Source organism: Rothia sp. 27098_8_27, assembly GCF_041432805.1.
GTDB lineage: Bacteria > Actinomycetota > Actinomycetes > Actinomycetales > Micrococcaceae > Rothia > Rothia mucilaginosa.
In genome coordinates this window covers 71,448-96,836 of record NZ_JAPWAJ010000005.1, presented here as the reverse complement: position 1 = coordinate 96,836, position 25,389 = coordinate 71,448, and the positions used below count along the sequence as shown (strand labels likewise).

General features: G+C 58.4%; 19 protein-coding genes and 3 tRNA genes. 5 read left to right on the top strand and 17 right to left on the bottom strand.

Features of this window, described 5'->3' with window-relative positions:
- Positions 1-120: 120 nt before the first annotated feature.
- The 5 genes from O3675_RS06860 to O3675_RS06840 form a co-directional block, all read right to left on the bottom strand.
- On the bottom strand, positions 121-2,214 hold the full coding sequence (locus tag O3675_RS06860) for an ABC transporter ATP-binding protein (protein WP_049361847.1): 2,094 nt from the start codon (positions 2,212-2,214) through the stop codon (positions 121-123).
- Positions 2,214-3,215, bottom strand: coding sequence for an ABC transporter permease (locus O3675_RS06855; protein WP_005507216.1), 1,002 nt, complete (start codon positions 3,213-3,215; stop codon positions 2,214-2,216). Before O3675_RS06855 ends, O3675_RS06860 begins: the two co-directional genes overlap by 1 nt.
- Positions 3,212-4,207, bottom strand: coding sequence for an ABC transporter permease (locus tag O3675_RS06850; RefSeq protein WP_005507218.1), 996 nt, complete (start codon positions 4,205-4,207; stop codon positions 3,212-3,214). Before O3675_RS06850 ends, O3675_RS06855 begins: the two co-directional genes overlap by 4 nt.
- A gap of 516 nt (positions 4,208-4,723) precedes the next feature.
- Positions 4,724-6,451, bottom strand: a complete 1,728-nt coding sequence (locus O3675_RS06845; RefSeq protein ID WP_371571696.1) for an MDR family MFS transporter — start codon at positions 6,449-6,451, stop codon at positions 4,724-4,726.
- A gap of 132 nt (positions 6,452-6,583) precedes the next feature.
- On the bottom strand, positions 6,584-7,255 hold the full coding sequence (locus O3675_RS06840; RefSeq protein WP_230457276.1) for a TetR/AcrR family transcriptional regulator: 672 nt from the start codon (positions 7,253-7,255) through the stop codon (positions 6,584-6,586).
- Between the two features lie 113 nt (positions 7,256-7,368).
- Between O3675_RS06840 and cls the strand changes: the two genes are divergently transcribed.
- Together cls and O3675_RS06830 are read left to right on the top strand one after the other, a co-directional pair.
- Positions 7,369-8,847: a cardiolipin synthase gene (gene cls / locus O3675_RS06835; protein ID WP_371571694.1), complete on the top strand. Its 1,479-nt coding sequence runs from the start codon at positions 7,369-7,371 to the stop codon at positions 8,845-8,847.
- Between the two features lie 62 nt (positions 8,848-8,909).
- The gene (locus tag O3675_RS06830; RefSeq protein WP_005507226.1) at positions 8,910-9,467 is read left to right on the top strand and encodes a hypothetical protein; all 558 of its coding nucleotides are present in this window, start codon (positions 8,910-8,912) and stop codon (positions 9,465-9,467) included.
- Positions 9,468-9,716: 249 nt separating this feature from the next.
- Here O3675_RS06830 and O3675_RS06825 read toward each other — a convergent pair whose 3' ends face one another.
- On the bottom strand, positions 9,717-10,913 hold the full coding sequence (locus tag O3675_RS06825) for an RNase H family protein (protein WP_314363356.1): 1,197 nt from the start codon (positions 10,911-10,913) through the stop codon (positions 9,717-9,719).
- Between the two features lie 293 nt (positions 10,914-11,206).
- On the opposite strand from O3675_RS06825, the gene O3675_RS06820 reads away from it, so the two are divergent.
- Positions 11,207-11,485 (top strand): putative quinol monooxygenase, encoded by a 279-nt coding sequence (locus O3675_RS06820; protein WP_044150828.1) that lies wholly within the window; start codon positions 11,207-11,209, stop codon positions 11,483-11,485.
- A 135-nt stretch (positions 11,486-11,620) separates the two neighbouring features.
- On the opposite strand, the gene O3675_RS06815 is transcribed toward O3675_RS06820, so the two are convergent.
- Both O3675_RS06815 and ilvD read right to left on the bottom strand, forming a co-directional pair.
- A complete protein-coding gene (locus tag O3675_RS06815) occupies positions 11,621-12,655 on the bottom strand; it encodes a 2-oxoglutarate dehydrogenase (protein ID WP_371571692.1) in 1,035 nt (344 codons plus the stop codon).
- A 263-nt stretch (positions 12,656-12,918) separates the two neighbouring features.
- Positions 12,919-14,763, bottom strand: coding sequence for a dihydroxy-acid dehydratase (gene ilvD / locus O3675_RS06810; protein WP_314928907.1), 1,845 nt, complete (start codon positions 14,761-14,763; stop codon positions 12,919-12,921).
- Between the two features lie 415 nt (positions 14,764-15,178).
- Here ilvD and O3675_RS06805 point away from each other — a divergent pair, with 415 nt between their 5' ends.
- Positions 15,179-17,023 carry an alpha,alpha-phosphotrehalase gene (locus tag O3675_RS06805; protein ID WP_371571690.1) on the top strand — a complete coding sequence of 615 codons (1,845 nt, stop codon included), beginning with the start codon at positions 15,179-15,181 and terminating at the stop codon, positions 17,021-17,023.
- Positions 17,024-17,179: 156 nt separating this feature from the next.
- Here O3675_RS06805 and O3675_RS06800 read toward each other — a convergent pair whose 3' ends face one another.
- The 7 genes from O3675_RS06800 to O3675_RS06770 form a co-directional block, all read right to left on the bottom strand.
- Positions 17,180-18,145 (bottom strand): ABC transporter substrate-binding protein, encoded by a 966-nt coding sequence (locus O3675_RS06800; protein WP_371571689.1) that lies wholly within the window; start codon positions 18,143-18,145, stop codon positions 17,180-17,182.
- A 4-nt stretch (positions 18,146-18,149) separates the two neighbouring features.
- Positions 18,150-18,848 carry an ABC transporter permease gene (locus O3675_RS06795; protein WP_303965050.1) on the bottom strand — a complete coding sequence of 233 codons (699 nt, stop codon included), beginning with the start codon at positions 18,846-18,848 and terminating at the stop codon, positions 18,150-18,152.
- 3 nt (positions 18,849-18,851) lie between these two features.
- Positions 18,852-19,631 (bottom strand): ABC transporter permease, encoded by a 780-nt coding sequence (locus tag O3675_RS06790; protein ID WP_371571686.1) that lies wholly within the window; start codon positions 19,629-19,631, stop codon positions 18,852-18,854.
- A complete protein-coding gene (locus O3675_RS06785) occupies positions 19,628-20,560 on the bottom strand; it encodes an ABC transporter ATP-binding protein (protein WP_371571685.1) in 933 nt (310 codons plus the stop codon). Before O3675_RS06785 ends, O3675_RS06790 begins: the two co-directional genes overlap by 4 nt.
- A gap of 250 nt (positions 20,561-20,810) precedes the next feature.
- Positions 20,811-20,883: transfer RNA gene (locus O3675_RS06780), tRNA-Phe, on the bottom strand.
- A gap of 73 nt (positions 20,884-20,956) precedes the next feature.
- Positions 20,957-21,030, bottom strand: a tRNA-Asp gene (locus O3675_RS06775).
- A 68-nt stretch (positions 21,031-21,098) separates the two neighbouring features.
- A tRNA-Glu gene (locus O3675_RS06770) sits at positions 21,099-21,171 on the bottom strand.
- Positions 21,172-22,224: 1,053 nt separating this feature from the next.
- On the opposite strand from O3675_RS06770, the gene O3675_RS06765 reads away from it, so the two are divergent.
- On the top strand, positions 22,225-22,806 hold the full coding sequence (locus tag O3675_RS06765) for a hypothetical protein (RefSeq protein WP_371571683.1): 582 nt from the start codon (positions 22,225-22,227) through the stop codon (positions 22,804-22,806).
- A 351-nt stretch (positions 22,807-23,157) separates the two neighbouring features.
- Here the strand turns inward: O3675_RS06765 and O3675_RS06760 are convergent, their stop codons facing one another.
- Positions 23,158-24,561 (bottom strand): FAD-dependent oxidoreductase, encoded by a 1,404-nt coding sequence (locus tag O3675_RS06760; protein ID WP_303935151.1) that lies wholly within the window; start codon positions 24,559-24,561, stop codon positions 23,158-23,160.
- A gap of 294 nt (positions 24,562-24,855) precedes the next feature.
- Positions 24,856-25,221 (bottom strand): DUF2218 domain-containing protein, encoded by a 366-nt coding sequence (locus tag O3675_RS06755; protein WP_070505823.1) that lies wholly within the window; start codon positions 25,219-25,221, stop codon positions 24,856-24,858.
- Positions 25,222-25,389 lie beyond the last annotated feature (168 nt).

The window sequence follows — 25,389 nt, the reverse complement described above, 5'->3', positions numbered from 1 at the left end:
AGGTGACAATCTCAAGCTGCACGCGCCTCACCAGTACCGGGCATTAAAAACCCGAGGGGCGAATATTCAACGAATATTCGCCCCTCGGCACACATGCGACTTATTCAGCCGACTCTAGAGCTACACCGTAGCGGCCTCAGCCTCCGGGAAGTAGCAAGCATAACCGTGATCCTCACCCTCAACGTGGGTCAGTTCCGGCATCTCCTCCAGGCAACGACGCTTCTTGTCCTCAGGCAGCAGCTTGAAGACCGGGCAACGGCTCGAGAAGCCACAGCCCTTAGGCGCGTTCACCGGAGTGGGCAGGTCGCCCTCAAGCATAATGCGGTGGCGCTTTGCCTCAACCTCGGGATCCGGAACCGGAATCGCCGAGAGCAGTGCACGGGTGTACGGGTGGATCGGGTTGTCGAACACCTGGTCGACGTCACCAATCTCAACAATACGACCCAGGTACATCACTGCAACGCGGTCGGATGCGTGGCGAATCACCGCGAGGTCGTGAGCAACCATCAGGTAGCTCAGGCCCAGGTTTGCACGCAGCTCCTCCAGCAGGTTAATCACACCAGCCTGGACGGACACGTCCAGTGCGGACACCGGCTCATCCAGAACCACGAGCTTGGGGTTCACAGCAAGCGCACGAGCAATACCGATACGCTGACGCTGACCGCCAGAGAACTGGTTCGGGAAGCGGTTCACGTGGTCAGGCTGCAGACCCACAATGTGCATCAGCTCGATGACGCGCTTCTTGATGTCTGCCTTGTTCATGCCCTGGTTTTCCAGGGGCTCAGCCAGCACCTCGTAAACGGTGAAGCGCGGATCCAGAGCACCGGTGGGGTCCTGGAACACCATCTGCTGGTTCTTACGCAGCTCAAGAATCTCACCTGCGGACTTGCCGTCCTTGGTGGAGGTTCCGTTAATCAGAATCTCACCGTCGGTGTTCTTATTGAACTCCATGATTTCCAGCAGGGTGGTGGTCTTACCACAACCGGACTCACCCACGATGGAGAAGCACTCGCCCTCACGAATATCGAAGGACAGGCCGTTCACAGCCTTCACAGTGCCCACGCGGCGCTTAATCAGCGCACCCTTCATGAGCGGGAAGTGCTTCTTGACGTTGCGGACCTCCAGGACGGGGGCACGCTCCTCACGCGGAATACCGTCGTACTTCGATACCGGGGGCTCCGGAACCGGGTACAGCTCGTCAGCGGTCTTACCGACCAGCTCCTGAGAGATGGTGCAGGAGGAGTAGTGGCCCTCGCCAACGCCTTCCAGCAGCTGCAGATCGGGCTCGCCGTTGGAGTCCTGGCAGCACTGGCCACCGCTCTTAGCGATGGGGCAACGCGGGCGGAAGGAGCACGCGGTCACCGGGTTAATCAGGTTCGGAGGGGTACCCTCAATCGGAACCAGGGAGACCTTCTCGGAACGGTCCACACGCGGGACCGCACCCAGCAGACCGATGGTGTACGGGTGGGAGGGATGCTTGTACAGATCTTCTGCCTTCGCAATCTCCACCGGCTTACCGGCGTACATCACCAGAATGTCGTCAGCCATACCAGCCACAACACCAAGGTCGTGGGTAATCATGATGGTCGCTGCTCCGGTCTCTTCCTGAGCCTTCTGCATAACCTCCAGCACCTGCGCCTGAATGGTCACATCCAGTGCGGTGGTGGGCTCATCAGCGATGAGCACGCGGGGGTCATTCGCAATCGCCATAGCGATCATGATGCGCTGACGCATACCACCGGAGAATTCGTGCGGGAAGGAACGCAGGCGGTCAGCCGGCGAGGGAATACCCACCATACGCATCAGTTCGATGGAACGGTCCTTGATAGCCTGCTTGCTCATGCCCTTGTTGTGGACCTTGAGCACCTCGGCAATCTGATCACCAATGGTGTACACGGGGGTCAGTGAGGACAGCGGATCCTGGAAGATCATAGAGATCTCCTTGCCGCGGTATGCGCACATTTCCTTATCGCTCAAGCCCAGCAGCTCAGTGCCGTTGTACTTGACCGAACCGGTGATGTCAGCGGTAGTCGGGTGCAGACCCATGATTGCCATGGAGGCAACGGACTTACCGGAACCGGACTCACCCACAATACCCAGGGTCTTACCGGGGTACAGGTCAAAGTTCACACCGCGAACAGCGTGCACGACGCCATTCTCAGTATTGAAGCGGACGTTGAGGTCCTTAACGCTCAGAACGGGAGAGGTACTCATTAGTTCTTCGCCTCCTTTGCAGCGGCAGCAGGTGCCTCTGCCTTCTCGTTCTTCTTGGACTTCTTGATCTTACCGACAGACATGGAGGTCGGGTCGAATGCGTCACGCAGACCGTCGTTCATGAGGGCCAGCGGACCAACCAGCAGGAAGAAGAACAGAACCGGGAACCAGAACATGTGCGGCAGGGTGTTAATCTGCTGCGAAGCATCCGAAATCAGCGAGCCCAGCGAGTAGTTGGGGTACTTAATACCGATGCCGATGAAGGAGTAAGCGACCTCAGAGAGCACAGCGCCCATGATGCCGCTGGTGAAGTTCAGAACCAGCAGGGAGCCAATGTTCGGAACCAGGTGGCGCATCACAATCTTGAAGGGGTGCACACCCATGTAGCGTGCAGCCTTCACGAAGTCGCGGTTGATGAGGGACTGCGCCATTGCACGAATAACACGGGCGCTACCCATCCAGCCGAAGGCAATCAGCACTGCAGAGAGCAGAACCCAGGTGGGGACGCTCTTCTGAATCTGCTTACCAACCTGACCGTTAATCAGAATTGCCAGAATCAGCAGCGAGGGAACCATGATCAGGGTCTCGAGGATGAACAGCATAATCTTGTCAATCCAGCCACCGAAGTACGCCATCACACAACCGTAAACTGCGGAGATGAACACAGTGGCCAAACCGACGACCACACCAATCTGGAGAGAGGTCCAGACGGCCTCAGACATCATGGCGAACACGTCATTACCCGCGATGGTGGTACCGAACCAGTGCTCGGCCGAGGGGCCTTCACCCAGCGCCATGTAGTCAATGTCGTTGGGCTTGTACTTGGTCAGGTACTTACCGAACAGACCGAACAGACCCATGCCGATGAACACGCACAGACCGAAGACTGCAGCCTTGTTACGCAGGAAGCGGCGCAGAATAATAACGCTCTTGTTGATGACCTTGAAGTCACCGTTCTCCTGTACCACCGGTACGGAGGAAGTTGCAGTTACCTGACTCATGAGATCCTCACTCGGGGGTCGACGATGGTGGTAGCGATATCAGCGATGATCGCACCGACAGCGAACAGTGCAGAACCGTACGCGAGGGTCACGGTCGCAGCGTTCACGTCCTGCGCGGAAATGGAGTCAATCGACCACTTACCGATACCGGGCCATGCAAAGACGGTCTCGGCGAAGAATGCACCCGCAAAAATCATCGGAATCTGGTACGCGATGGACTGTGCCACGGGGATGAAGGAGACGCGCAGTGCGTGGCGAGTAATCGCCTGGTTACGGGTCAAGCCCTTAGCACGAGCGGTACGCACGAAGTCAGCGTTCACGTTATCGAGCAGGTACTGACGCTGTGCAATCTGGTAACCAGCCCAACCGAAGATGGTCATACAGAAGGTCGGCACGACGTAGTGCGCCGCCATATCCATGGTGATTTCCCAGAATCCGGTCAGACCCGGAGTCGAAATACCGGTCACATAGAAAATCTTCTCTCCACCATTAGCAACGGCGATGTTGTTGATAGTGGTCGCGCCCTGCTGCACCACGAAGTAAGCAACGGGAGCGGGGATGATGTAGACCAGGTAGGAGTAACCGGTGATAACACGGTCAGAGAACTTGTACTGGCGAGCTGCCGAGTACACACCCAGGGCAATACCAATCACAATCGAGAGAATGGTAGCCACCAGCAGCAGGCGGGTAGAAACCCACACGCGCTGGCCAAATTCCTGGTTAATGTACGCGCCGTTGGGGCTACGGCCCCAATCGAACTTGGTGACCACATTGGTCAGCCACTGAACGTAGCGGTCCCAGGGGTTCATTTCGGGATCGAGACCCAGGGATGCGAAGTTACGGTTCACCTGCTCGGGGCTAGGCTTCGGAACCTTTTCCTGCTCCAAGAGGGCAGGCTTCAGGGCAGTAACCGCTGCAAAGTAACCCATCGTGGTCGTAATAAAGACCATGACGAGGTACGTCAGCGATCGCTGGAGGATGTACCTAAACATGGGACGGTTCCCCTCCTTGTGTAGATGTCGGTGTTAAGGCATGTGTGTCATGCTGTCCTAGCGCACTGCTTCGTGATGACTGTCACTAGGAGCATATGTACTTTATCTTATATAGCCTGTAACACTTCCACCAAACCCACATTGGGCACTTTCACCCCTTAGAACAGCCTGTATGCAAGCTAAAAGGGAGCTGGGTAAAAAAATGCCCCGGAATACCGGGGAAAAGGGGCGGATTAACAATTTTTACGAAAATTTTACATCCGAAACAATTCTCTCGACATAGGGACGTAATAACCTTTTCGATAAGCGCTTTAACGGGGTAAAACACCACGTAAACCCACCATTTAGGGGACTAAACCAACACTTCCAACCCCTAAACCAAGCACTAAGGCACACCTCTTAAGCGCGCTATTTAAGGCAACTCAGCCAAAAACAGCGCCCCGACACGAGCACACGACTCGCACCGGGGCGCCACTTATATAGGAAGGCAACGCCTCCGCGTTTAGTGCTAAGACCCTAGCTCTTAGCGTTAGGCTCCGAATCAGGCGAAGCCTCCGAGCTCAACGACTCATCAATACGAGCACGAGCAGAGGCGTGCATGCTCTTCAGAGCCTCAGCATCCTTAGCCGCCATCTCCGGAGTAATCACCGGAATCGCACCGGTCGCCGCACGGGCAATATCAACAGCCGGCTCAGTCTCCAGGGTCGTCGCCAGCGCATCCTCACGAATGAAGAACAGAAGCAGCGTAGACACCAGGCCCAGCGGCACCAGGTACAGGAACAGCGGAATCAGCGCATCGTTATACGCATTCACAATGATGCCGTGCACCGGCTCCGGCAAAGACGCCACCAGCTCAGGAGTCAGAGACGAAGACGCATGGCTACCCGAAGACTGCAGCGCCTGCTGCGGCATACGCTCAGAAATCAGCGAGGTCAGACGCGAGGTGAACAGACCACCCACCAGCGAGGCACCCACAGTAGCACCCACCTGACGGAAGAAGTTATTCGACGCCGTCGCGGTACCAACCACGCTCACCGGGAACGCATTCTGAACAATCAGAGTCAAGAACTGCATGGACATACCCAGACCGGCACCCATCACCGCAAGGTACACACAGAACAGCCAGGTCGGAGTCTCAATAGTCACGGTCGACAGCAGGAACAGGCCCAGCGCCACAATCGCGGTACCGCTCGTCACGTAACGCTTGTAGCGACCGCTCTTCGACACCACGCGGCCCGTCACAATGGACACCACCAGCATGACGCCCATCATCGGGATCATCAGCAGACCGGCCACCGTAGCGCTCACACCCAGCGCCATCTGCAGATAAGTCGGGATGTACTCCACCGCACCGAACATTGCCACGCCCAGCGCCAGCGAAGCGCCCAGAGTCAGCAGGAAGTTACGATTCTTGAACAGGTACATGGGCATGACCGGCTCAGCCGCACGGTTCTCCACCGGGATAAACACCAGCGCAGCAACCACAGAGAAGACCAGCAGACCAATAATCTCGGGCGAGGTCCACTCGTACTGGTTGCCACCCCAAATCGTGGCAAGCACCAGCGCACTCGTACCCGCCATCAGAATCAGCGAACCAAGGTAGTCGATACTGTGCTTCTCACGGTCACGGAACGGGCGGTGCGGTAGCAAGAAAATCACCGCAAGAATCGACAGAATAGCCAACGGCAGATTAAGCCAGAACGCCCAACGCCAACCCGGACCCTCAGTAATCCAGCCACCAATCAGCGGACCAGCCACCGACGAGAAAGCAAAAACGCCACCGATAATACCCATGTAGCGGCCGCGGTCGCGGGGAGGGATCACGTCAGCAATCACAGCCTGAGAAAGAATCATCAGACCGCCACCGCCCAGACCCTGCAGGGCACGAGCAAAAATCAGCCAGTTCATGTCCTGAGCGAGCGCACCAACAATCGAACCCGCCATGAAAGCAACAATCGCAAAAATCAGGAAGGGCTTGCGTCCGAACTGGTCAGAAAGCTTGCCGTAGACCGGCATCGTAATCGTCGAAAGCAGGATGAAAATGGTAATCACCCAGCTCATGTGCTCCACGCCGTGAAGCTCACCAACGATCGTGGGCAGCGACGGCGCCAGAATCGTCTGGTTCAGCGAGGACATGAGCATCACAATGACCAGGCCCAGGAACATGGCGCGGATGCGGTTTTTACTTTCCTGCTTAGCCTCACCGGCTGGCGGCTGAGGTAGATTCTTTTCCTCTGTACTCATCGTTTAATCCTTAGTTACGTTCTATATATGTCTGTTGTGAGTATCCGCCGGGCTCTGGATTCGGTTACCTCGATTCGGGGCCTCCGATTCGGTTTCCGGCGGGCTTTTGTCATTTGTAGCAGTGAACCGCCGCTAGATTGCCGGTCGGTTCTGCTCAAAAAGCAGGAACTGGAAGGTCTTCACCGTCTGGCGGATATGGCGGGCGATATCCTCTTTGTCTTCCAGGTCGCGGGCAAACTCCAGCTGACGAAGCACCGCGGAGGCAAGCTGGACCTTTGCGCGCGATCGCTCGCGGAAGTGATCGGTCAGCGGGTCAGCCGGGTTTCGGCGCGGGAAGGGGCCGCGGCGACCAGCAGCATCAAAAGCCACCCAGTCGATGGTGTTCAGGTACTCGGTGAGCACCTGTTCGCACTTCATGTAGTGCATCTTCATTCGTTTCGCGGACTCGGGGAACTCCTGATAGGGAGCTCGAGGGTCCTTGCCCTTGGCGTAGTGGAAGCTCTGGAAAATGACCTCCCAGAGAAGGTGGGTTACACGAATGATCGTGTTGTCATCCTCGTGGGCACGGTCTGTTTCGAGGATTTCCTCGCTGACCACCGGTTCGCGCAGACCCAGGACGGCATCCTCTTTAGAGGGGAAGTAGTTGAAGAAGGTACGCGGGGAGACGCCCGCCTCCTGGGCGATTTCTTCAACGGTGGTTCCGCGCATCCCGTGTTCGCGGACGCGTTTGAGGGCTGCTTCGTGGATTGCCGTCCAGGTTTGTTCGCGGCGGCGTTCGCGAAGGCTCTGTTCCTTTTTCTGCATAACTGCAATTATTTCATCACTGCACACAATGCTCAAGTGCATTTTTGGCGTTAAGGCCCACAGCATAGCCAGCTAAGCTCCAGCCCCACACAAAACATCGGCATAATAGAGGGATGAACTTGTTTGCCCCCGCCTATCTCGATTTCCTGCCAGACTGGCTACGCCTCGCACTCGGCATTGCCGATATCCTCATCCGACTCGCAGCCCTCTGTTGGCTCCCCTACAACCGCAAACCCGTGGTTGCCCTGGGCTGGCTCATGGCCATCTTCTTCATCCCCTTCGTAGGGTTCATCGCATTCCTCGTCTTCGGCTCCTCGCGCCTGCCCGCCTACCGCCGCGCACGCCAACACGCCATGAACGACATGATTCGCGATGTCAGCGAAAACAAACCCTTCCTCACCCGCACCGATGACCTCTCCGACCCGGCAAAGGTAGCCAGCCAACTCAACTACACCCTCGGCTCGCTCCCCCTGGTCGGCGGCAACCAATTCACCCTCCACACCGACAACCACGAGGCAATGGTCGCCATGGCGGAAGAAGTCGACCGCGCCACCAAATACGTGCACTTCGAGTTCTACATCACCGCCTACGACGAGGCGAGCGCAGTCCTCTGGGACGCCCTCTTCGCAGCCCACGAACGCGGTGTACAGGTGCGCGTACTCCTCGACCACATCGGCTCCCGCAAATACCCGTCCTATAAGAAACTCGTGAAAATGCTCAACGACTCGGGTATGCAGTGGCGCCTCATGCTGCCGCTCAAACCGTGGAAACTCAAGTGGCAGCGACCCGACCTGCGTAACCACCGCAAGGTCCTCGTCGTGGACGGACGCGTCGCGTTCTCCGGTTCGCAGAACGCTATTCACCGCTCCTACGACATGCCCGAAAACATTAAGAAGGGCTTGGAGTGGAAGGACCTGACCTTCTCCTGCACCGGCCCCATCGTTGAAGAGCTCAACGCCGTTTTCGTCTCCGACTGGTACTCCGAAACGAACCAGCTGATCCTGGCAGAAATTAACACCAATATCCCCTACTACAAGGATGGGATGCGCGCCCAGGTTGTGCCCTCCGGCCCCGGTTTTGAAACCGAAAACAACCTGCGCCTCATTAACTACCTGATCTACAACGCCGAGCGGCGTATTACCATCTGCTCGCCCTACTTCGTGCCCGAAGAGACCCTACTGCAGGCACTCACGAACGCCGCCTACTCCGGTATTGAAACCACCGTGATTGTGTGCGAGAAGGGCGACCAGTTCCTGCCGAACATGGCGCAGCGTTCCTACTACGAGCAGCTGCTGCAGGCGGGTGTGCGTATTCTGCAGTACCCCAGCCCGACCGTGTTGCACTCCAAGTTCATGATGGTCGACGACGAAATTACGTTCATTGGCTCGTCCAATATGGACCCGCGTTCCTTCTCACTGAACATGGAAGTGTCAACGTTCGTCATTGACCGCGGCATGGTCGCGATGCTGGATGAAGTATGCGCCGAATACGAGCAGGTCTGCACCGAGCTGCTGTACACCCAGTGGGCGGAGCGCCCGCGCCGCATCAAGATGGTGGAGAACCTCTGCCGACTGTGGTCATCGCTCCTCTAAGCTATTTGTCACACACTCGGGGGTCTGAGTTTTCATCCCCGCACCCGCCAAAGGACTATCGAATGCCCCTTCTATTCCGTAAAGCACGCCGTAAATTCGCTGAACTCGATGCGCACGACGTTGCTCACCGTATCTCTGCGTACACCTACGGTAATTTCTTGGTGCTGGCGGCTCTGCTGAGCATTCACGACGCGAACGCGATCTTTGACGGCACCGCAATCCTCTACATTACGGGTACCGGTCTGACCACCTACATTGCCCACGTCATCTCAGAAATGCAGGAGTACCGGGTGCTGCACGGCGGCACCCCGCCGCGAGATTTCGTCAAGCACGCGCTGGGCAACGCGAGCCCTATTCTGGGTACGACCGTGTACCCCGTGGCGCTCCTGATTCTGGCGACATTCCTACCGCCCGGCGGCACCTACGACATCATTTTTGACTGCACTATTATTCTCTGTCTTGTGACCGTGGTGTGGCGTATTTTTACCCTCAACTTCGCGATTGCTCGCTACCGCGGCGAGCCAATCTGCTGGCGTACTGTCCGAAGCGCCGTGTGGCTCACCCTCGCCGTTATTGTTCTTGCGATTGTGAAGATTATGTTCACCCACGCTGGTAAATAACCTAAAAGCTCCCCCCCCTGAGTTCGATTGATTCGACGCTCAGGGGGAGCTTTCGTTTCCCCCGCATTCTTTTCCCACGCACCATTGCAGGATGCGCGGGGCTACAAGCTAGAGCAGCGCTACAGGTGAGCCTCGTAAAAGCGCATGCGGAGAAGGCAAAAGGGCAAAAAGAAACACGCGACACCTCCGACATCGCATACCTTCGTATGCAGCGAATGTATCGCGCGTTCATTTCTACCCTGGACTAGTTTAGCGCCATAAACGGTTTCCCGTGTGGATTGAAGAAGGTTTAATCTGCAACCACTCCGGCGCAAGCAGGCGAACAGCCTTCGCACACCCCGACAAAGCAGTAATAATCGACTCGCAACGCTGATTAAACTCGCTCTGATGACGCTTATCCACAATCTGCCCCGGAAAATGGCGATGCATCTTCGACACAGAGTCGCTACTCTCCTGCAAACCGTGGCCCGTATGGCCCGGAACATGCTTCACCAGCACACGCTTCTCGCGGATAGCCTCCGTCAAAGCACGCATCTGAGACACCACACGCTCATCCTGAATACCCTCAGAAACCCACGCCTCAAAAGCCCAACGGCTATGCGCCAAACGCAACACAAACGTCAACGCACCCAAAGAATCCGTATGAATAATCAGGCGGCGCGAACCGCTATGGAACACCGTATAAGCCGCCAACATTGCAGACAGCTCACCGGTCATAATGTTCACGCCATCATAGTGGGCATGAAAATAGAAGCCGTCCTCACTCACGCCGGCGATACCCATACGGCCGCCACGCTGATACTTCTTATTGTGAGTCGAACGGAACGAACAATCCGTGAAAACGCTATAGTCCTGCAGCTGATCCAGCGGACGAGGGGTCAGTGCCTCCTCCACCATCTCATCCACAGCGGTACGTGCCGCACACACCTCAGCCTGCATCCGCTCATACGCGGGCGTGCCAGCAAGCTTCACATGCACTTCACCCAAAGAATGGTTATCGTACGGGTCCAGCACCTTCTCAAAGGCGCGGTACTCCATAATCCCCTTCAACTGGTCGCAATCACGGAAAAGATGCTTCAAATTCTTACGGTCAGCAGCAATCGTCACCAGGTTCTGACGGTACTGCTCAGGAACCACATCCCACGCAGAAAGCACGGCACGACCCAGCAGACGCGGATGCACCTCATCACAGCACTCCATCAGGGAATGAACGTGAGTGAAAAGCATCGGCTCCTCATTCACCACAGTGCGGGTGCCGTCCTGCTTAGAAATAAAAACCACCGTCGACAACGCCGAATAACAAAAACCCTGCGCCTTACGATGCTCCTGAGCCACCGCAATCACAGCAACGCCCTGATCCGTGTACCCGGCAGGGTACGAGGCGCTATAGTCGGGCGCCTCCCAGGTCAGGGTGCATCGTTTGATGTGCGCCGGTGAAAATCCCATGAGTGTCACCCCCCATGCGTGCCATACCGCTTCTCCTTCCATTCGTGCGGTGTATCGTCCTCATTCTTTTATAGGTCGAAAAGAAAGGGGCACGCAAATATAAAACACCTTTTTTACAGTCAGCGAATGGAATAACCGCAACTCCTCTCTCACACCGGCACAGCACAAAACCCAGCACACAACACAGCGCGAGAAACCCCCACGCATACCTCACCGAGGCGCGGGGAAAGGTGTACGGTAAAAGAGTCATATACGACGCGGCAACCGCCGCACCACCCCACAAGGAGAGCCCCATGATTGGTGTTTACGCCGGAGTATCCGTCAAGCCCGAGCACGTCGAAGAATTCCTCAAGACCATCGAACCGCTCGTGACCGCAAGCCGCCAGGACGAAGGCAACGTCAGCTACGACTTCGGTGCCGTCTCCGACACCGACTTCGCATTCATCGAGCGTTGGGAATCCCAGGAACTGCTCGAAAAGCACATGGGCACCGAACACTTCCAGAAGGCTGTCGCCGCATGGGAGCCGCTGCTCTCCTCCGAGCTGGACGTTCGCATCGTCAACTTCCGCTAAACGACGTTAAAGACCGAGGTGCCCGGCACCCCCTAAGTGAGGGGTGCCGGGCACCTTCGCATGTCAGTTATGGAGGCGAGCGCGGCAACTCGTAGCACGCCTCGCCTTCATTCTCGGTTTAGCAGCGCTCTCGGTTTAACGGCGTTCTACGCCAACCTCCATCGAATCAAGTGTGAAACCATTCGTCGCGCTCACGCAATGCACCTTACCGGTATTCACCGACTTGCAGGTGTAACCGTACGCAGTCACCACCTGACCGGTAGACAGGGCAACAATGCCCTCAGTATTCACCGGCTCCGGGGTGGCGGTCTGACCGACCAGGCTCACCTCGGGAGCCTGACCCTGCACCATGTGCACACGCTGCTGCGCCTTACCGGAGGCGGCATCCCAACCCTCCAGGGTCACACCCACCAGCGCCTGGCAGTCCACACCCGACGGGGTCACCGAACACGCGACCTTAGAGTCCGGGCTGGTGAAACGCAGCGCCTCAACAGTCTTCGCAGAATCACCCTGACCGAAAGTGCCGCCACCGTACGCTTCAGCGAAAGTCAGCGTACCCGAGAGCATGCGGGTCTGCGCCGGAATCAGCGCCAGGCGCGGCTTCTCAACGCTACCACCCTTCGTGAAGCAGGCACCCGTAATGTAGTCGCGGCCCTGCACCTTCGTAGCGCACTGGTACCACTCAACACTCGCCGAACCGTCCTGGTTCTTGCGGCTGTTGAACAGACGCACCGCCTCCTGAGCCTTTGCACAATCCGAACCGTCATACACGTAAATACCGGCGGAACCACCCAGCTGGCTGGTTATGCCGCAGCGGGTACCCGCATCGATAGTGTTCGCGGAGCCGCTCGCGGTGGCGTATGCAGCCTCGTACTCGGCGTTGGTGCTCGGCTCATCCGTGGGGGTCGCTACCGAGTCGTACGTTGCCGGCGCATCCAGACCGGCAGAGATCTGCACAGTATTCGGCTTCCAGGAGCCGTCCGCCGCGGTGAACAGGGTCTTTGCATCAACGGGCGCGGAAGAAGTCGCCACCATCATCGGGGCGGTTTCAGAATCATCAGCCTGCGGCTGAGCGGAGCAAGAGCTCAAAGCGAGCGCACCGATGCAGGCAAGAGCCGTCAGGGCACGACGAGTAAAAGCACGCTGTGCGCGTGCGGGCAGGGTAACCATGAATGCGTCCTCGTGAGGGTTGCGAATTGCGTTGTGTCGAGTGGTTGTGCTGAGTCGGTGAATCGGGTACCTAAATACCTTCTTACACCCTACTGCAACACCACTGACAAGGCAATACGCCGCACCGGGCATCCCACGACGGTGGACAAAGATACGAACAAAGACGCGGACAAAGAACAGCGCCCCGCCCGCAGAAAAACCGCGGAACGGGGCGCCAGCCCATTAGGGCAAGATATTAAATTCTCACACGATGCGTGAAGGGCTTATGCGTCCTCGGGCAGGATGCGCACGCCGCCCTTATCAGCCGAAGCAGCCAGCATACCGTACACCTTCAGGGCGTTCGATACCTGACGCTCACGCGGCTTCGTCGGACGCCACGGTGCAGCGCCCTTCGCCTCGCGGCGAGCAGCAAGCTCCTCATCCGAAACGTTCACACGCAGGATGCGGTTGTTCACGTCAATCTCAATCTCGTCGCCGGTCTGCACCAGGCCGATAGCGCCGCCAGCAGCAGCCTCCGGGGAGACGTGACCGATAGAAATACCGGAAGTACCACCGGAGAAACGACCGTCAGTAATCAGCGCGCACTTCTTGCCGAGGCCCAGACCCTTCAGGTAGGAGGTCGGGTACAGCATTTCCTGCATGCCGGGGCCACCCTTCGGACCCTCGTACTGGATGACGACAATGTCGCCTTCCTTCACGTTCTTCGACAGGATCTCGTGCACAGCCTCGTCCTGCGACTCGACCACGAAGGCGCGGCCCTTGAAGTGGAACAGCTCCTCATCAATACCAGCGGACTTGATGATTGCACCGTTCTGGGCAATGTTGCCGTACAGGACCGCCAGGCCGCCGTCCTTGGTGTACGCGTGCTCCACGGAGCGGATGCAGCCGTTCTCAGCGTCGGTCTCGTGGGACTCGTACTTGTTCGCGGTGGAGAACGCCTGAGTGGTGCGCACGCCGCCGGGAGCAGCAAGGAACAGTTCCTTCGCCTTCTCGCTCGCCTTACCGCTGCGGATATCCCACTCGTCCAGCCACTCGTCCAGCGAGTCAGCGTGAACAGAATGAACGTTCTTGTGCAGCAGGCCGGCACGGTTCAGCTCACCCAGCAGGGCAGGAATACCGCCGGCACGGTGCACGTGCTCAATGTGGTACTTAGTGGAGTTCGGGGCAACCTTCGCCAGGCAGGGAACCTGACGCGAAATGCGGTCAATATCCTTCAGGGTGAAGTCAGCACCCGCCTCGTGCGCAATCGCCAGGGTGTGCAGCACGGTGTTGGTCGAACCGCCCATCGCCACATCCAGCGCCATAGCGTTCTCAAACGCCTCCTTGGTCGCAATGGAGCGGGGCAGAACCGACTCGTCATCCTGCTCGTAGTAGCGCTTAGCCAGCTCAACGATGCGGCGGCCAGCGTCCAGGAACAGCTCCTTACGAGCAACCTGAGTAGCCAGGGTGGTGCCGTTACCGGGCAGCGCCAGACCAATCGCCTCATTCAGGCAGTTCATGGAGTTCGCGGTGAACATACCCGCGCACGAACCGCAGGTCGGGCACGCATTCTTCTCAATCTGGGCGAGCGCAGCGTCACTGACGCTGTCATCAACAGCCATCACCATGGCGTCCACCAGGTCGAGGCGGTGCTCAACAATACCCTCAATACCCTCGCCGGACTCCATGGGGCCGCCAGAGACAAAGATGGTGGGGATGTTCAGGCGCATAGCCGCCAGAAGCATACCGGGGGTGATCTTGTCACAGTTAGAGATGCAGACCAGCGCGTCGGCACGATGCGCGTTGACCATGTACTCGACCGAGTCAGCAATCAGATCGCGGGAAGGCAGCGAGTAGAGCATACCGTCGTGACCCATCGCGATACCGTCATCAACAGCGATGGTGTTAAATTCCTTGGCGACGCCGCCAGCCTCACGAATCGCGCCGGCGACCAGCTCACCCATGTCCTTCAGGTGCACGTGGCCGGGCACGAACTGGGTGAAGGAGTTCGCGATAGCAATAATGGGCTTGCCGAAGTCGTCATCGCCCATGCCGGTGGCACGCCACAGGGCGCGGGCACCAGCCATGTTACGGCCGTGAGTTGAAGTACGTGAACGCAGTTCTGGCATTGTTTTACCTTCCGTAGTGATGCAAGTACTGATTTTACGCGCGGCGTCCAACGCTCTTCAGCTCAGGGTCACTTTGGTTTCATGCATCGAAACGCGCACGAGCCTGCAACCGCCTATCGGTGGGAGGGTTGAGGCCACGGGGGTTGTGCCGGATCTGCGGCAGAATTGCCCCCTTTGGGGTAGATGGGGGACTTCACCCCATTATGCCCCCTAATCTGGAATGAGCCCAGGTTGCGGGCGGCGATATTCAGTCGGCGAACGCACCGGGAGGCGGCGGGCTGCCGTGCCTGCCGCGTACGGGCCTCTCTGTGGATACGTAGCAGCATACGTAACACCGGCACGGTTCGTATCCAACACACTGATTTATACACACTTTTATACACGCTGAACCCTGCTTACGTTTCAGAAGGTTTCTATGACACAGGCACCCACCGCATCTCTCACCCTCACCCCGGCAGCCAGCCCGGCAACCAGCCCGGCAGGCAGCAAGGATTTCGCGTCCTCCGTGATCTACCAGGTGTACCCCAAGTCCTTCTACTCCTCGGCGGGTGGCGCCTACGGCGACCTGCGCGGCGTCATCGAGAAGGTGCCCTACATTGCTTCCCTGGGCGTGGATATGGTGTGGTTCAACCCGTTCTTCGCCTCCCCGCAGAACGACAACGGCTACGACATCTCCGACTACTACGCCATCAACCCCGACCTGGGCACCATGGAGGACGTTGAAGAGATGATTGCCGCCCTCGCCGAGCACGGTGTGGGCGTCATGTTCGACATGGTGCTCAACCATGTTTCGACCGAGCACGAGTGGTTCCAGCGTGCGCTCGCCGGTGAGCGCGAGTACTGGGATTACTTCTACATTCGCCCCGGCAAATACACCGAGGACGGTCAGCTGCGCGAACCGACCAACTGGGAGTCGAAGTTCGGCGGCTCCTGCTGGTCCCGCTTTGGCGAGTACACGGATGAGCACGGCACTCCCCTGTTCTACATGCACCTGTACGACCGCACCCAGGCAGACGTGAACTGGTACAACCCGACTGTGCGCGACGAGCTGTTTAAGGTCGTGAACTTCTGGTACGAGAAGGGCGTGCGCGGCTTCCGTTTCGACGTTATTAACGTCATCGGCAAGGGTGAAGAGCTACTCGACGCCCCCGAAGGCACCGTGGACAAGGCACAATACACCGACACCCCGATTGTGCACACCCGCATTCAGCAGCTGAACCGCGCCTCCTTCGGTCAGCATGATGACACCGTGACCGTGGGCGAAATGTCCTCGACCAGCATCGAAAACTGCGTGGGCTACTCCAACCCGGCACACCACGAGCTGGACATGGTGTTCAGCTTCCACCACCTGAAGGTGGACTACGAGAACGGCGAGAAGTGGTCGAAGGTGCCGTTCCGTTTTGCCGAGTTGAAGCAGATCCTGAACGATTGGGCGCTGGGTATGCAGGCCGGCGGCGGCTGGAACGCACTGTTCTGGAATAACCACGATCAGCCGCGCGCACTGAACCGTTTTGGTGACGTTGAGCGTTACCGCGCCGAGTCAGCAACCATGCTGGCGACCGTGATTCACCTGCTGCGCGGCACCCCGTACGTGTACCAGGGCGAGGAAATCGGCATGATTGACCCGGTCTACTCCTCGATCGAGCAGTACGTGGATGTGGAGGCGCACAACGCCTACGCGATGCTACGTGAACGCGGTCTGAGCGAGCAGCAGGCCCTGGAGATTGTGGCATCGAAGGCTCGCGATAATTCGCGTGTGCCGATGCAGTGGACCGCGGATCCGGTGACTGCCGGGTTCGGTTCCACCTCGCCGTGGCTGGCTCCCGCCCCGGTGCGTGATGCGGCGACCGGTGCCGGTATTTCGGTGGAGGACGAGGAACGCGACGGCGTGATTCTGCCCTACTACCGCAACCTGATTGCCCTGCGTAAGCAGTACCCGGTCATCTCTGTGGGTTCGTACGCGCCCTACGCGTTGAATCACGAGCGAGTGTTTGCGTACCTGCGTGAGCTGCCCGCTGAGGCTAGTGCTGAGAACGGTATCCCGGGGCAGCGCCTGCTGGTGCTGACGAACTTCTACGGTGAGCCGACCGAGGTTGAGGTTCCGGCTGAGTTCGTTCGTTCCGGTCGCGTGCTGGTGTGTAATTACAAGAATTCTGCTGTCGATTCCGCTACGGCGGATTCTGCTGTATCTGATTCGGCTGAGACGGTGACGCTGAGCCTGCGCCCCTACGAGGCTCTGGCGCTACTGATTGAGGGCTAAAAGCTACTGTATGCCCCTCCCCTAACCTGTGGGAGACGTATGGGAGAAGGACGATATAAACCGACCTGTTAATATTCTATTTCTAGAATATTCCCAGGTCGGTGTTGTTTATATCCATTCCTGTAGAGGAATTAATGTGGAATATCAGGCGGAATCTTAGAAGCCGTGCTCGTTCAGCCAGGCAGCCGCCGCCTGCGAGGGCTCCTGCTTGGAGGTGCCCGAAACGCGGTCGTTGAGGGTGCGCAAATCGGCGGTGGTCAGCTTCGCCGAGACACGATTCAGAACCTCCGCCGCGGAGTCGGGAACTCGCGACGTATTGATAATGGGCAGCACTTGCTGAGCCAGAATCATGTTCTTCGGATCCTCCAACACCACCAGCTTGTTCTGCTCAATTGCGGGGGTGGTCGAGTAGAGGTCAACCACCTGCACGGTGTCATCCAGCAGGGCCTTGACGGTCAGCGCGCCACCGCCATCCGAGAGGGGCACAAACTCGGCGGGGACGCATCCGTACTTCTCTTTCAGACCCGGGATGCCGTAGGCGCGCTCGGCAAACTCCGGGGCGGCGCCAAGCTTCAGATTCGTACAGCGGGAGGCGAGGTCTTCTAGGCTTCGCAGGCCGTACTTTTGGGCGGTCTGCGCGGTAACGACGAGCGAGTCCTTATCCTCCGCCTCGGAGGCGTTCAGGGCGCGGATTTCAGCCCCGGAGCCACCCGTGGTGAGGGTGCCGAGGGCGGCGGGTAGCGCCTGCAGAATCTCCTGCGCAGTGTTAGCTGTAGCCTTCGGGTCCAGGTAAAGAAGCAGGTTGCCGGAGTAGTCCGGGATAACGTCCACCGCACCGGAGGCGAGTGCCCCCAGGTACGCCTCGCGGGCGCCGATGCTCAGCTGGGTGCGGGCGTTGAATCCCGCCCGGGCGAGGGCTCCGGCGTAGATTTCGGCAAGGATTTGGGATTCAGCGAAGGCTGCTGAGCCGACGATGATTCCTTCGTGTTCACCGCTGAAGACTTTGTCGCCGCTGAGCCCGCAGGCGCTGAGAATACCCGCCATGCCGAGCGCTCCAGCGGCGGTGAGTGCAACGCGACGAGATACGGTACGGCGCATGGAGGTTTGATGCGTCTGATTCATCGGTTCATGCCTTCTTCCGGTTGATGGTGAGCCCCGCGGGGGTGAGCGCACGCTGCACGAGGCCCATGAGCGCGTCCACGGCGAAGGCGAGAAGCGCCACGAGCAGGGTTGCGACGAGCATGCGCGGGTAGTCGCGCACGGCGAGCCCGTCGAAGAGGTACCTGCCGAGGGTTCCGCCGCTGAGGTAGGCGACGATGGTCGCGGTTGCGATGACCTGCACGAGTGCGGAGCGGAGCCCGCCGAGCATCATGTTGGCGGCGAGCGGGATTTCGAGGCGGGTCAGGATCTGCCATTCGGTGAGCCCCTGGGCGCGGGCTGCGTCCACGAGGTCTTCCGGCACGGCGGCGAGGCCTTCAAGAACTCCGGCGAGCAGGGGTGCCGCCGCAATAATAATGAGCACGATGAGGGCTGGCAGGGTTGAGACGCCCAGCCAGAGCGCCAGGATGGTGAGCAGACCGAGCGCGGGTAGCGCGCGGGTGGCGGCTACAGCGCTCATGAGCAGGTTGCTGCGGCGGCGATTAGCGCCGTCGGAGGGTCGGTGGTGGCCAGCCCAGAGGCCGAGGGGCACGACGATGAGTGCCGCGCAGGCAGTGGCGAGGGCGGTGACGCTCAGGTGTTCGAGCAGGCGCACGAGGATTCCGCCGTTTCCCTGCCAGTTGGCGCCGTCCATGAGGTAGGCGAAGGTTCGTTCTATGACGTTCACGGGTTATGCCTTCCTTTCGAGGCTGCGGCGGTTCGCAACCGTAGCCGCCTGCCAGGGCGTAAGTGCCCTTGTCAGAAGGATAAGGAGCAGGTCGAGGACCAGCGCCAGCAGCAGGCTAAGGATTACGCCAGCCAGGATTTCCGAAGGGATATTGCGCGCGAGTCCGTCGGTGAAGAGCGTACCGAGCGAGGGTACACCGATGAGGGCACCCACGGACACCATCGCAATATTTGCCACGGTTGCCACGCGGATTCCCGCCATAATGACGGGCGTAGCGAGGGGCAGGTAGAGCTCCATCAGCGCCTGTCGGGGCGTGTATCCGAGGGCGCGTGCAGATTCGTGCACGCTATCGGGTACGGAGTCGAAGGCATCCACACCGGAGCGCACCATGAGCGAGAAGGAATAGACGCTCAGGGCGACGAGCATGTTCAGCGGGGAAATAATGGAGGTTCCCAGAATGAGCGGCATCAGCACGAACAGTGCGATCGAGGGGATGGTGTACAGCAGCGAGGAGAGGTGCATGAGGGTTCGCGCACCGATGCGGCGTTCGGAACCGCGGTCACGGCGACGGCTCGCGTAGTAGGCGACCGGCAGCGCGACGAGAGCGCCAATCGCGACGGGTACGACGCCCTGGTAGAGGTGGCTGAGGGTCAGCTCGAGGATGCGCTGGCTGTTGGTGGCGACCCATTCCCAGTGCATGTCGCTTGCGGCGAGGGGTGATGCCACTAGGGGCTGCGCGGCGAGAGGTGGCGCCGCGAGCACGATATTTTCTAGAAGACTCATTCGCTTTTCTCGCCTTCTACCGCACCATTCTGTGCTTCTCGGGAGGCGGCAAGTCGGCGTGCGCGCGCTTGGCGTACCGTCTGCTCATCCAGCAGACCGGCAACGGAGCGGCTCACGAAGGAGCGCACAAAATCATCGGCGGGGCTGTAGAGAATCTCTTCTGGAGTACCGAACTGTGCGAGGCGGCCACCCTCCGCGAAGACGGCGATTGTATCGCCGAGCAGAAGCGCCTCGTCAATGTCGTGGGTGACGAACACAATCGTCTTGGCGAGTCGACCCTGCAGGCGCAACAGCTCTTTCTGCAGGTCGGTGCGCACCACCGGATCCACCGCGGAGAACGGCTCGTCCATCAGCAGGACGGGCGCATCGGCGGCGAGAGCACGCGCCACACCAACGCGCTGCACCTGACCGCCCGAAAGCTGGGAGGGGTAGCGCTTGGCGTACGAAGGATCCAGACCGACTACTTCGAGCAGTTCGAGGGCGCGCGCCTGCGCCTCCTTGCGGGAGGCGCCGAGCAGGCGCGGTACGGTGGCAATATTCTGCGCGACGGTGCGGTGCGGCATGAGCCCGCCCTGCTGCATCACGTAGCCAATGCCGCGGCGCAGCTCGTAGGGGTTCTTCTCGTGCACGTTCACGCCGTCAATGGTGATGGTGCCGCTATTGGGCTCTACCATGCGGTTAATCATGCGCAGACTAGTGGTTTTACCGCATCCGGAGGGGCCGACGAACACGGTAATCTGCCCGGCGGGAATATGCAGGTTCAGGTTCTGCAGCACCGTGGTGGGTTCACCGGTTCGGCTCGGGTAGCTTTTGGTGATGTTCTCGAAGCGGATTCCGCCCGCCTGAGCACTATCGACAGCAGCATTTTTTGCCCAGGGAATCTGGGGTGAGCTCTCCGGAGGCTGTGTACTGAAATTCTGGGCAGTCATGGGTGCGGCAATCCTTTCTGCAACCCGTTGTATGCGCTCTTTGAGCAGAAATTATCGAGTAGCTTCCTGCTGGGCGTTTCTACAGTGATTGTGATGTACCTGTTCTGTACATAGACCGTATATAAAAAGGCGGCATCTCAGGGTTTTATTCCCAAGATGCCGCCTTTTTGGCGGTTTTGCAGTATCTGCAACCGCAAAGTTTTTTAAAAACAAAACCCGCCCCACTGTAGAAGCCTGGAGGCGGATTTCGTGGCTCCGACCGGCGTCGATCCGGTGACCTTACGATTTTCAGTCGTACGCTCTACCAACTGAGCTACAGAGCCTTGCGTATTTACTTTTAGATACGCAATGACCGCGTCTTCGGATGAATAATCATCTGAACTTACGCGGCCAGAGCGACCCCGACGGGACTTGAACCCGCGACCTCCGCCGTGACAGGGCGGCGCGCTAACCAACTGCGCTACGGGGCCTTGTTGGAATCAACAGAAATAAATTCTATATCATCAAACTTGGCTTTGCAAATCGTGAAATTTGCAAGTACCCCCAACGGGATTTGAACCCGTGCTACCGCCGTGAAAGGGCGGCGTCCTAGGCCGCTAGACGATGGGGGCCTAGTCGATCGAACAGGTTCAGTTTTCTTCATCCCGTCGTTCGAACCTCCACTAGTCTATGACAGGTTTGCGGAGGCGTGCAAACCGTTTTGTTCGATTTTGCCCGATTTTGACCCCCATTTTCGACCATTTATTGCCTGGCACATATGCGTTTAAGCTTGTCAATGATGATTCAGAAAAACTTCAAAAAATTTTAAAATTTCTTCACAACACCCCACATCAGGGGCTTTTGGAGGGGTTTTAGCTGCTTTTGGGAACCCGCGGAGGCCTCGAGGAAGCCCTATTTTCTACTCTGATTTCTACAAATTTTCTTCAGAATCTTCCAAAATTTTGTTCCGGAAATGCTCCGAAGAGAGTCAAAGACCTTTGAATGGCCTTTCAGTAGAGTTCCGAAAATCTGTTTTACGCTCCCTCACTCAGCTCACGGCAGCCCTAAAAGCCCCACAATATCTCTAAAAATTTCAGTACTATCTGGCGCCCCTGTATCTGCCCCTATATAAGGGGCACAAGCATAAGGTGCACAAGCAAGCACAAGCCGAGCCACAAAACCGCAAGAGAGTGCACGGCGAATTCTGCGGTGAATCCTGCGGCAAATTCTGTGGTGAATCCTGTGATGGATTCCACGGTGCATCTTCGGTGAATCTGGCGGCGCATCCCTTCAGCAAGACTCGCCTCAACCTTCAAGCAACCCACAAAAATCTGCCGCGCAAAGCAACTACAGGCCAGAATGCACGTAGATGCAAATATTCATTCTTGGGAATACAATAAACCGGCTTGTCAGACGCTTATTTTTCTCTCAGTGCAGATATCTACGCAATTATGACGACGCAGAAATATAAAGATTTGATAAACCTCTAGCGATTGACAAGGAGAGATGAAAGCCGGCTGAAAATACCCCCTGAAATAGCTTGAAGCCCCCTCTTTGAGCACCGTACTATAGAGGGCGTGAGGTCACTTCCGGACCTTGCACGGGGCCACTTCCGGAGCCCCAGACGTAAAGTCACCGCACATTACAGCACCGATAAACCGCATAGAGATCCAAAGGGGGATCCAGTGTCCGCAACGATGAATCGCCGCACGGCATTCCGTGCACTCGGCGTAGGCACCGCAACCATCGCTCTCGGCTGTGCAGCTGCACCCGCAGCGCAGGCACAGCAGATGGCGCATCCGCAGAAGGCAATGACTGCCGACCAGCAGCTCAAGCTGATTCTGCGCCGCCTAGAGCAGGTACCTGCCCGTTTGAAGTATGCGAAGCCTGGATCCTCCAACCGCGTTAATAGCGGCATTGAGAGCGCACTGGGCAACCTGACCACCGTCCAGGGCACTGACGCAGGCCGTCAGATTGCAAGCGCTAAGGCCGCTGTTCGTAAGTCTGATGGACGCGCCCACGCACCGCTCTCCCCCGTTGGTGTTATTGCCTGCGTTGTCAGTATTGCAAAGTTTGTCATTCAGCTGGGCATCGCCATTTACAAGCTTATTAAGGCACTCGTTAACGCCTTCAAGCAGTGGAAGACCTTCAAGAACATCGTGAAGGCCGTCATTTCTGGTGAAGCCCGCAAGAAGCTGGGTACTGAAACTGAAACCGTACTCAAGGCCATTTTGGGCATTGAAGACGTCCTCAAAAAGTGTGCATAGTCTACACACCGTACGGCTATGCGCTTGTTTAGAGAGCTAATCTTGGTGTTTCTTTAGCTTTCTAGACCCCGTTAAGGGATGCGCCGCACGTGGAGTCACTGCATGGGCTCGCTGCGCGTCCGGGTAGCCGGAGGGTATGTCCTCGAGTGTCTTCGGCACCTACCCAACCCACCCCGCATGACCTCATGGTGCGGGGTGGGTTTCTTTAACCGCTCTTTCGATAACTCTTCCGGGCGAGCACTTTCCGAGAGCCCCCTACTCCCCCGCTTCCTTATATATAGATAAAAATCGACCCCGCACCGGTTCACGATACGGGGTCGATTTCTATGCTCTACGTACTCAACGTAAGGATTACTTGCCGCGGGAGATGTTGATCATCTCGTCGCGGTCCACAACCTTCACGCGGGCGCGAGGCTCACCGGCTGCGTCCTTGGATGCGGCGCCCAGTGCCTTCTCGTGGTCGTCCAGGCGGTGCCAGCCTTCCCAGGTGGTGTACTTGATGCCCTTGGAGTCCAGGTAGGCGCTGAATGCCTCTGCCTCCGGCTCGGGTGCAGTGTAGAGGTTCTCGCGGTCCTCGAGCAGGTGAGTGATGGTCTCGAGCGCGTCAGACTTGGTGGAGCCGATCAGACCGACGGGACCGCGCTTGATCCAACCGGATGCGTACAGGCCGGGAACGACCTCGCCGTTCTCGTCCACGACGCGACCCTCAACGTTGGTGATGACGCCGCGCTTGTCGTCGTAACCGATTTCGGGCAGCTCGGAACCGAAGTAGCCGATTGCGCGGTAGACAGCCTGTACGGGGTAGTCCACGTACTCGCCGGTGCCGATGATGCCGCCGTTGCCGTCGAGCTTGTTGCGTTCCATGCGCAGGCCCACGACCTTGCCGTCTTCGCCGAGGATCTCGTGCGGGGACTGCAGGAAGTGCAGGTGCAGGCGGCGGGATGCGGTCTGCTCATTGGTCTTCTGGTCTTCCAGCCAGCCGCGCAGGGTCTTCATCATGACCTTGGTCTGCGCGTTCTTCTCCATGGCTTCCTCAGAAGCAGCGTCGAACTGGAAGTCCTCTTCGTACAGGACGATGTCCACGTCGCGGGAGTGTGCGAGTTCGCGCAGCTCGAGCGGGGTGAACTTCATCTGTGCGGGGCCGCGGCGACCGAAGACGTGCACGTCGGTCACGGGGGAAGCCTTCAGACCCTCGTAGACGTTGTCGGGGATTTCGGTGACGAGCAGGTCGTCAGCGTGCTTGGAGAGGATGCGGGAGACGTCCAGAGCGACGTTGCCGTTACCGAGCACTGCAACCTGCTCAGCTTCGAGCGGCCAGGTGCGGGGGTAGTCGGGGTGGCCGTCGTACCAGGAGACGAAGTCTGCTGCGCCGTAGGAGCCGTCCAGGTCGATGCCCTTAATGTTCAGGGGTGCATCAAAAATCGCGCCGGTTGCGAAGATGATGGCGTCGTAGTGTTCGCGCAGGTCGGCGAGGGTCAGGTCCTTGCCGTATTCAACGTTGCCGAAGAAACGGATGTCGCCGCGGTCCAGGACCTTGTGCAGCGCGGTGATGATGCCCTTGATGCGGGGGTGATCCGGTGCCACACCGTAGCGGATCAGGCCGAAGGGGGCGGGGTAGCGATCGAAGATGTCGATGGCGACCTCGACGGCGCCGGTGCGGACCTCTTCAGACTTGGTGAGGATATCGGCGGTGTAAATACCGGCGGGACCTGCACCAATAACGGCGACGCGCAGGGGGCGTGCTGCTTCAGACACGAAAATCTTCCTTTCGAAGTTCACCGTCCGGCGCCCGGTGCGGCGCGAACAGGCGGTGAGCTTAGTGTTCACTTCTTGCCTATTTTACCGGGGATTGACGGGTGTTCGGGGGCTTATATGTCTTCGCCCACTAAATAGGACAATTTTCTGTCACCTAATCCGGGCGGGGTCACCTAATCCGGGCAGCGCGGCGCGTTCGACCCCGGGAGCCTCCGCACGCAGCGGGCATAGAACTGCCCCGCCCTCCGAGGTGCAGGAGGGCGGGGCAGGGTAACGAAGACTAGAAAGCAGGGACTAGGAGGCGGGTACCGCCTCGAAGGTGACGACCAGTTCGTCACGCTCACCGAAGCGGACCAGGTGGCGGTCCAGCACATCCGCCAGACCAGCAGCCAACTCGTCGCTTTCGGCGCGCACCTCCATGATGAGGGCACCGTCGATTTCGCGCAGGTCACCGTAGCCGCGGAAAATACCGTCGCGGTTGAAGGTGAGGCGGATACCGTCGGGCAGTTCTGCGGTGCCGAGCTTGCGACCCATGTGCGAGCCGAGCTGCTTAATGTATCGGGCGGGGCGGTCGGTTGCTACGACGGCGCGCTGGCGTACCGGCAGGGATTCTGCGGCGGGGTAATTCTCAGCGGTGTTTTCCTGGGGAGTTTCAGTCACGGTGGGTTCCTTCTCATCTATGCCGAATTCTCATCTATGCCGAAAAAGGCTCACCACACGGAACCCTGCATCCGGCGACACATGTTTCACCTCGAATATAGCAGAAACTTAGGGTCTACTAACCTAACAAACTATCATTGTTCGCGCAGGGGCGATAAACAACCACCG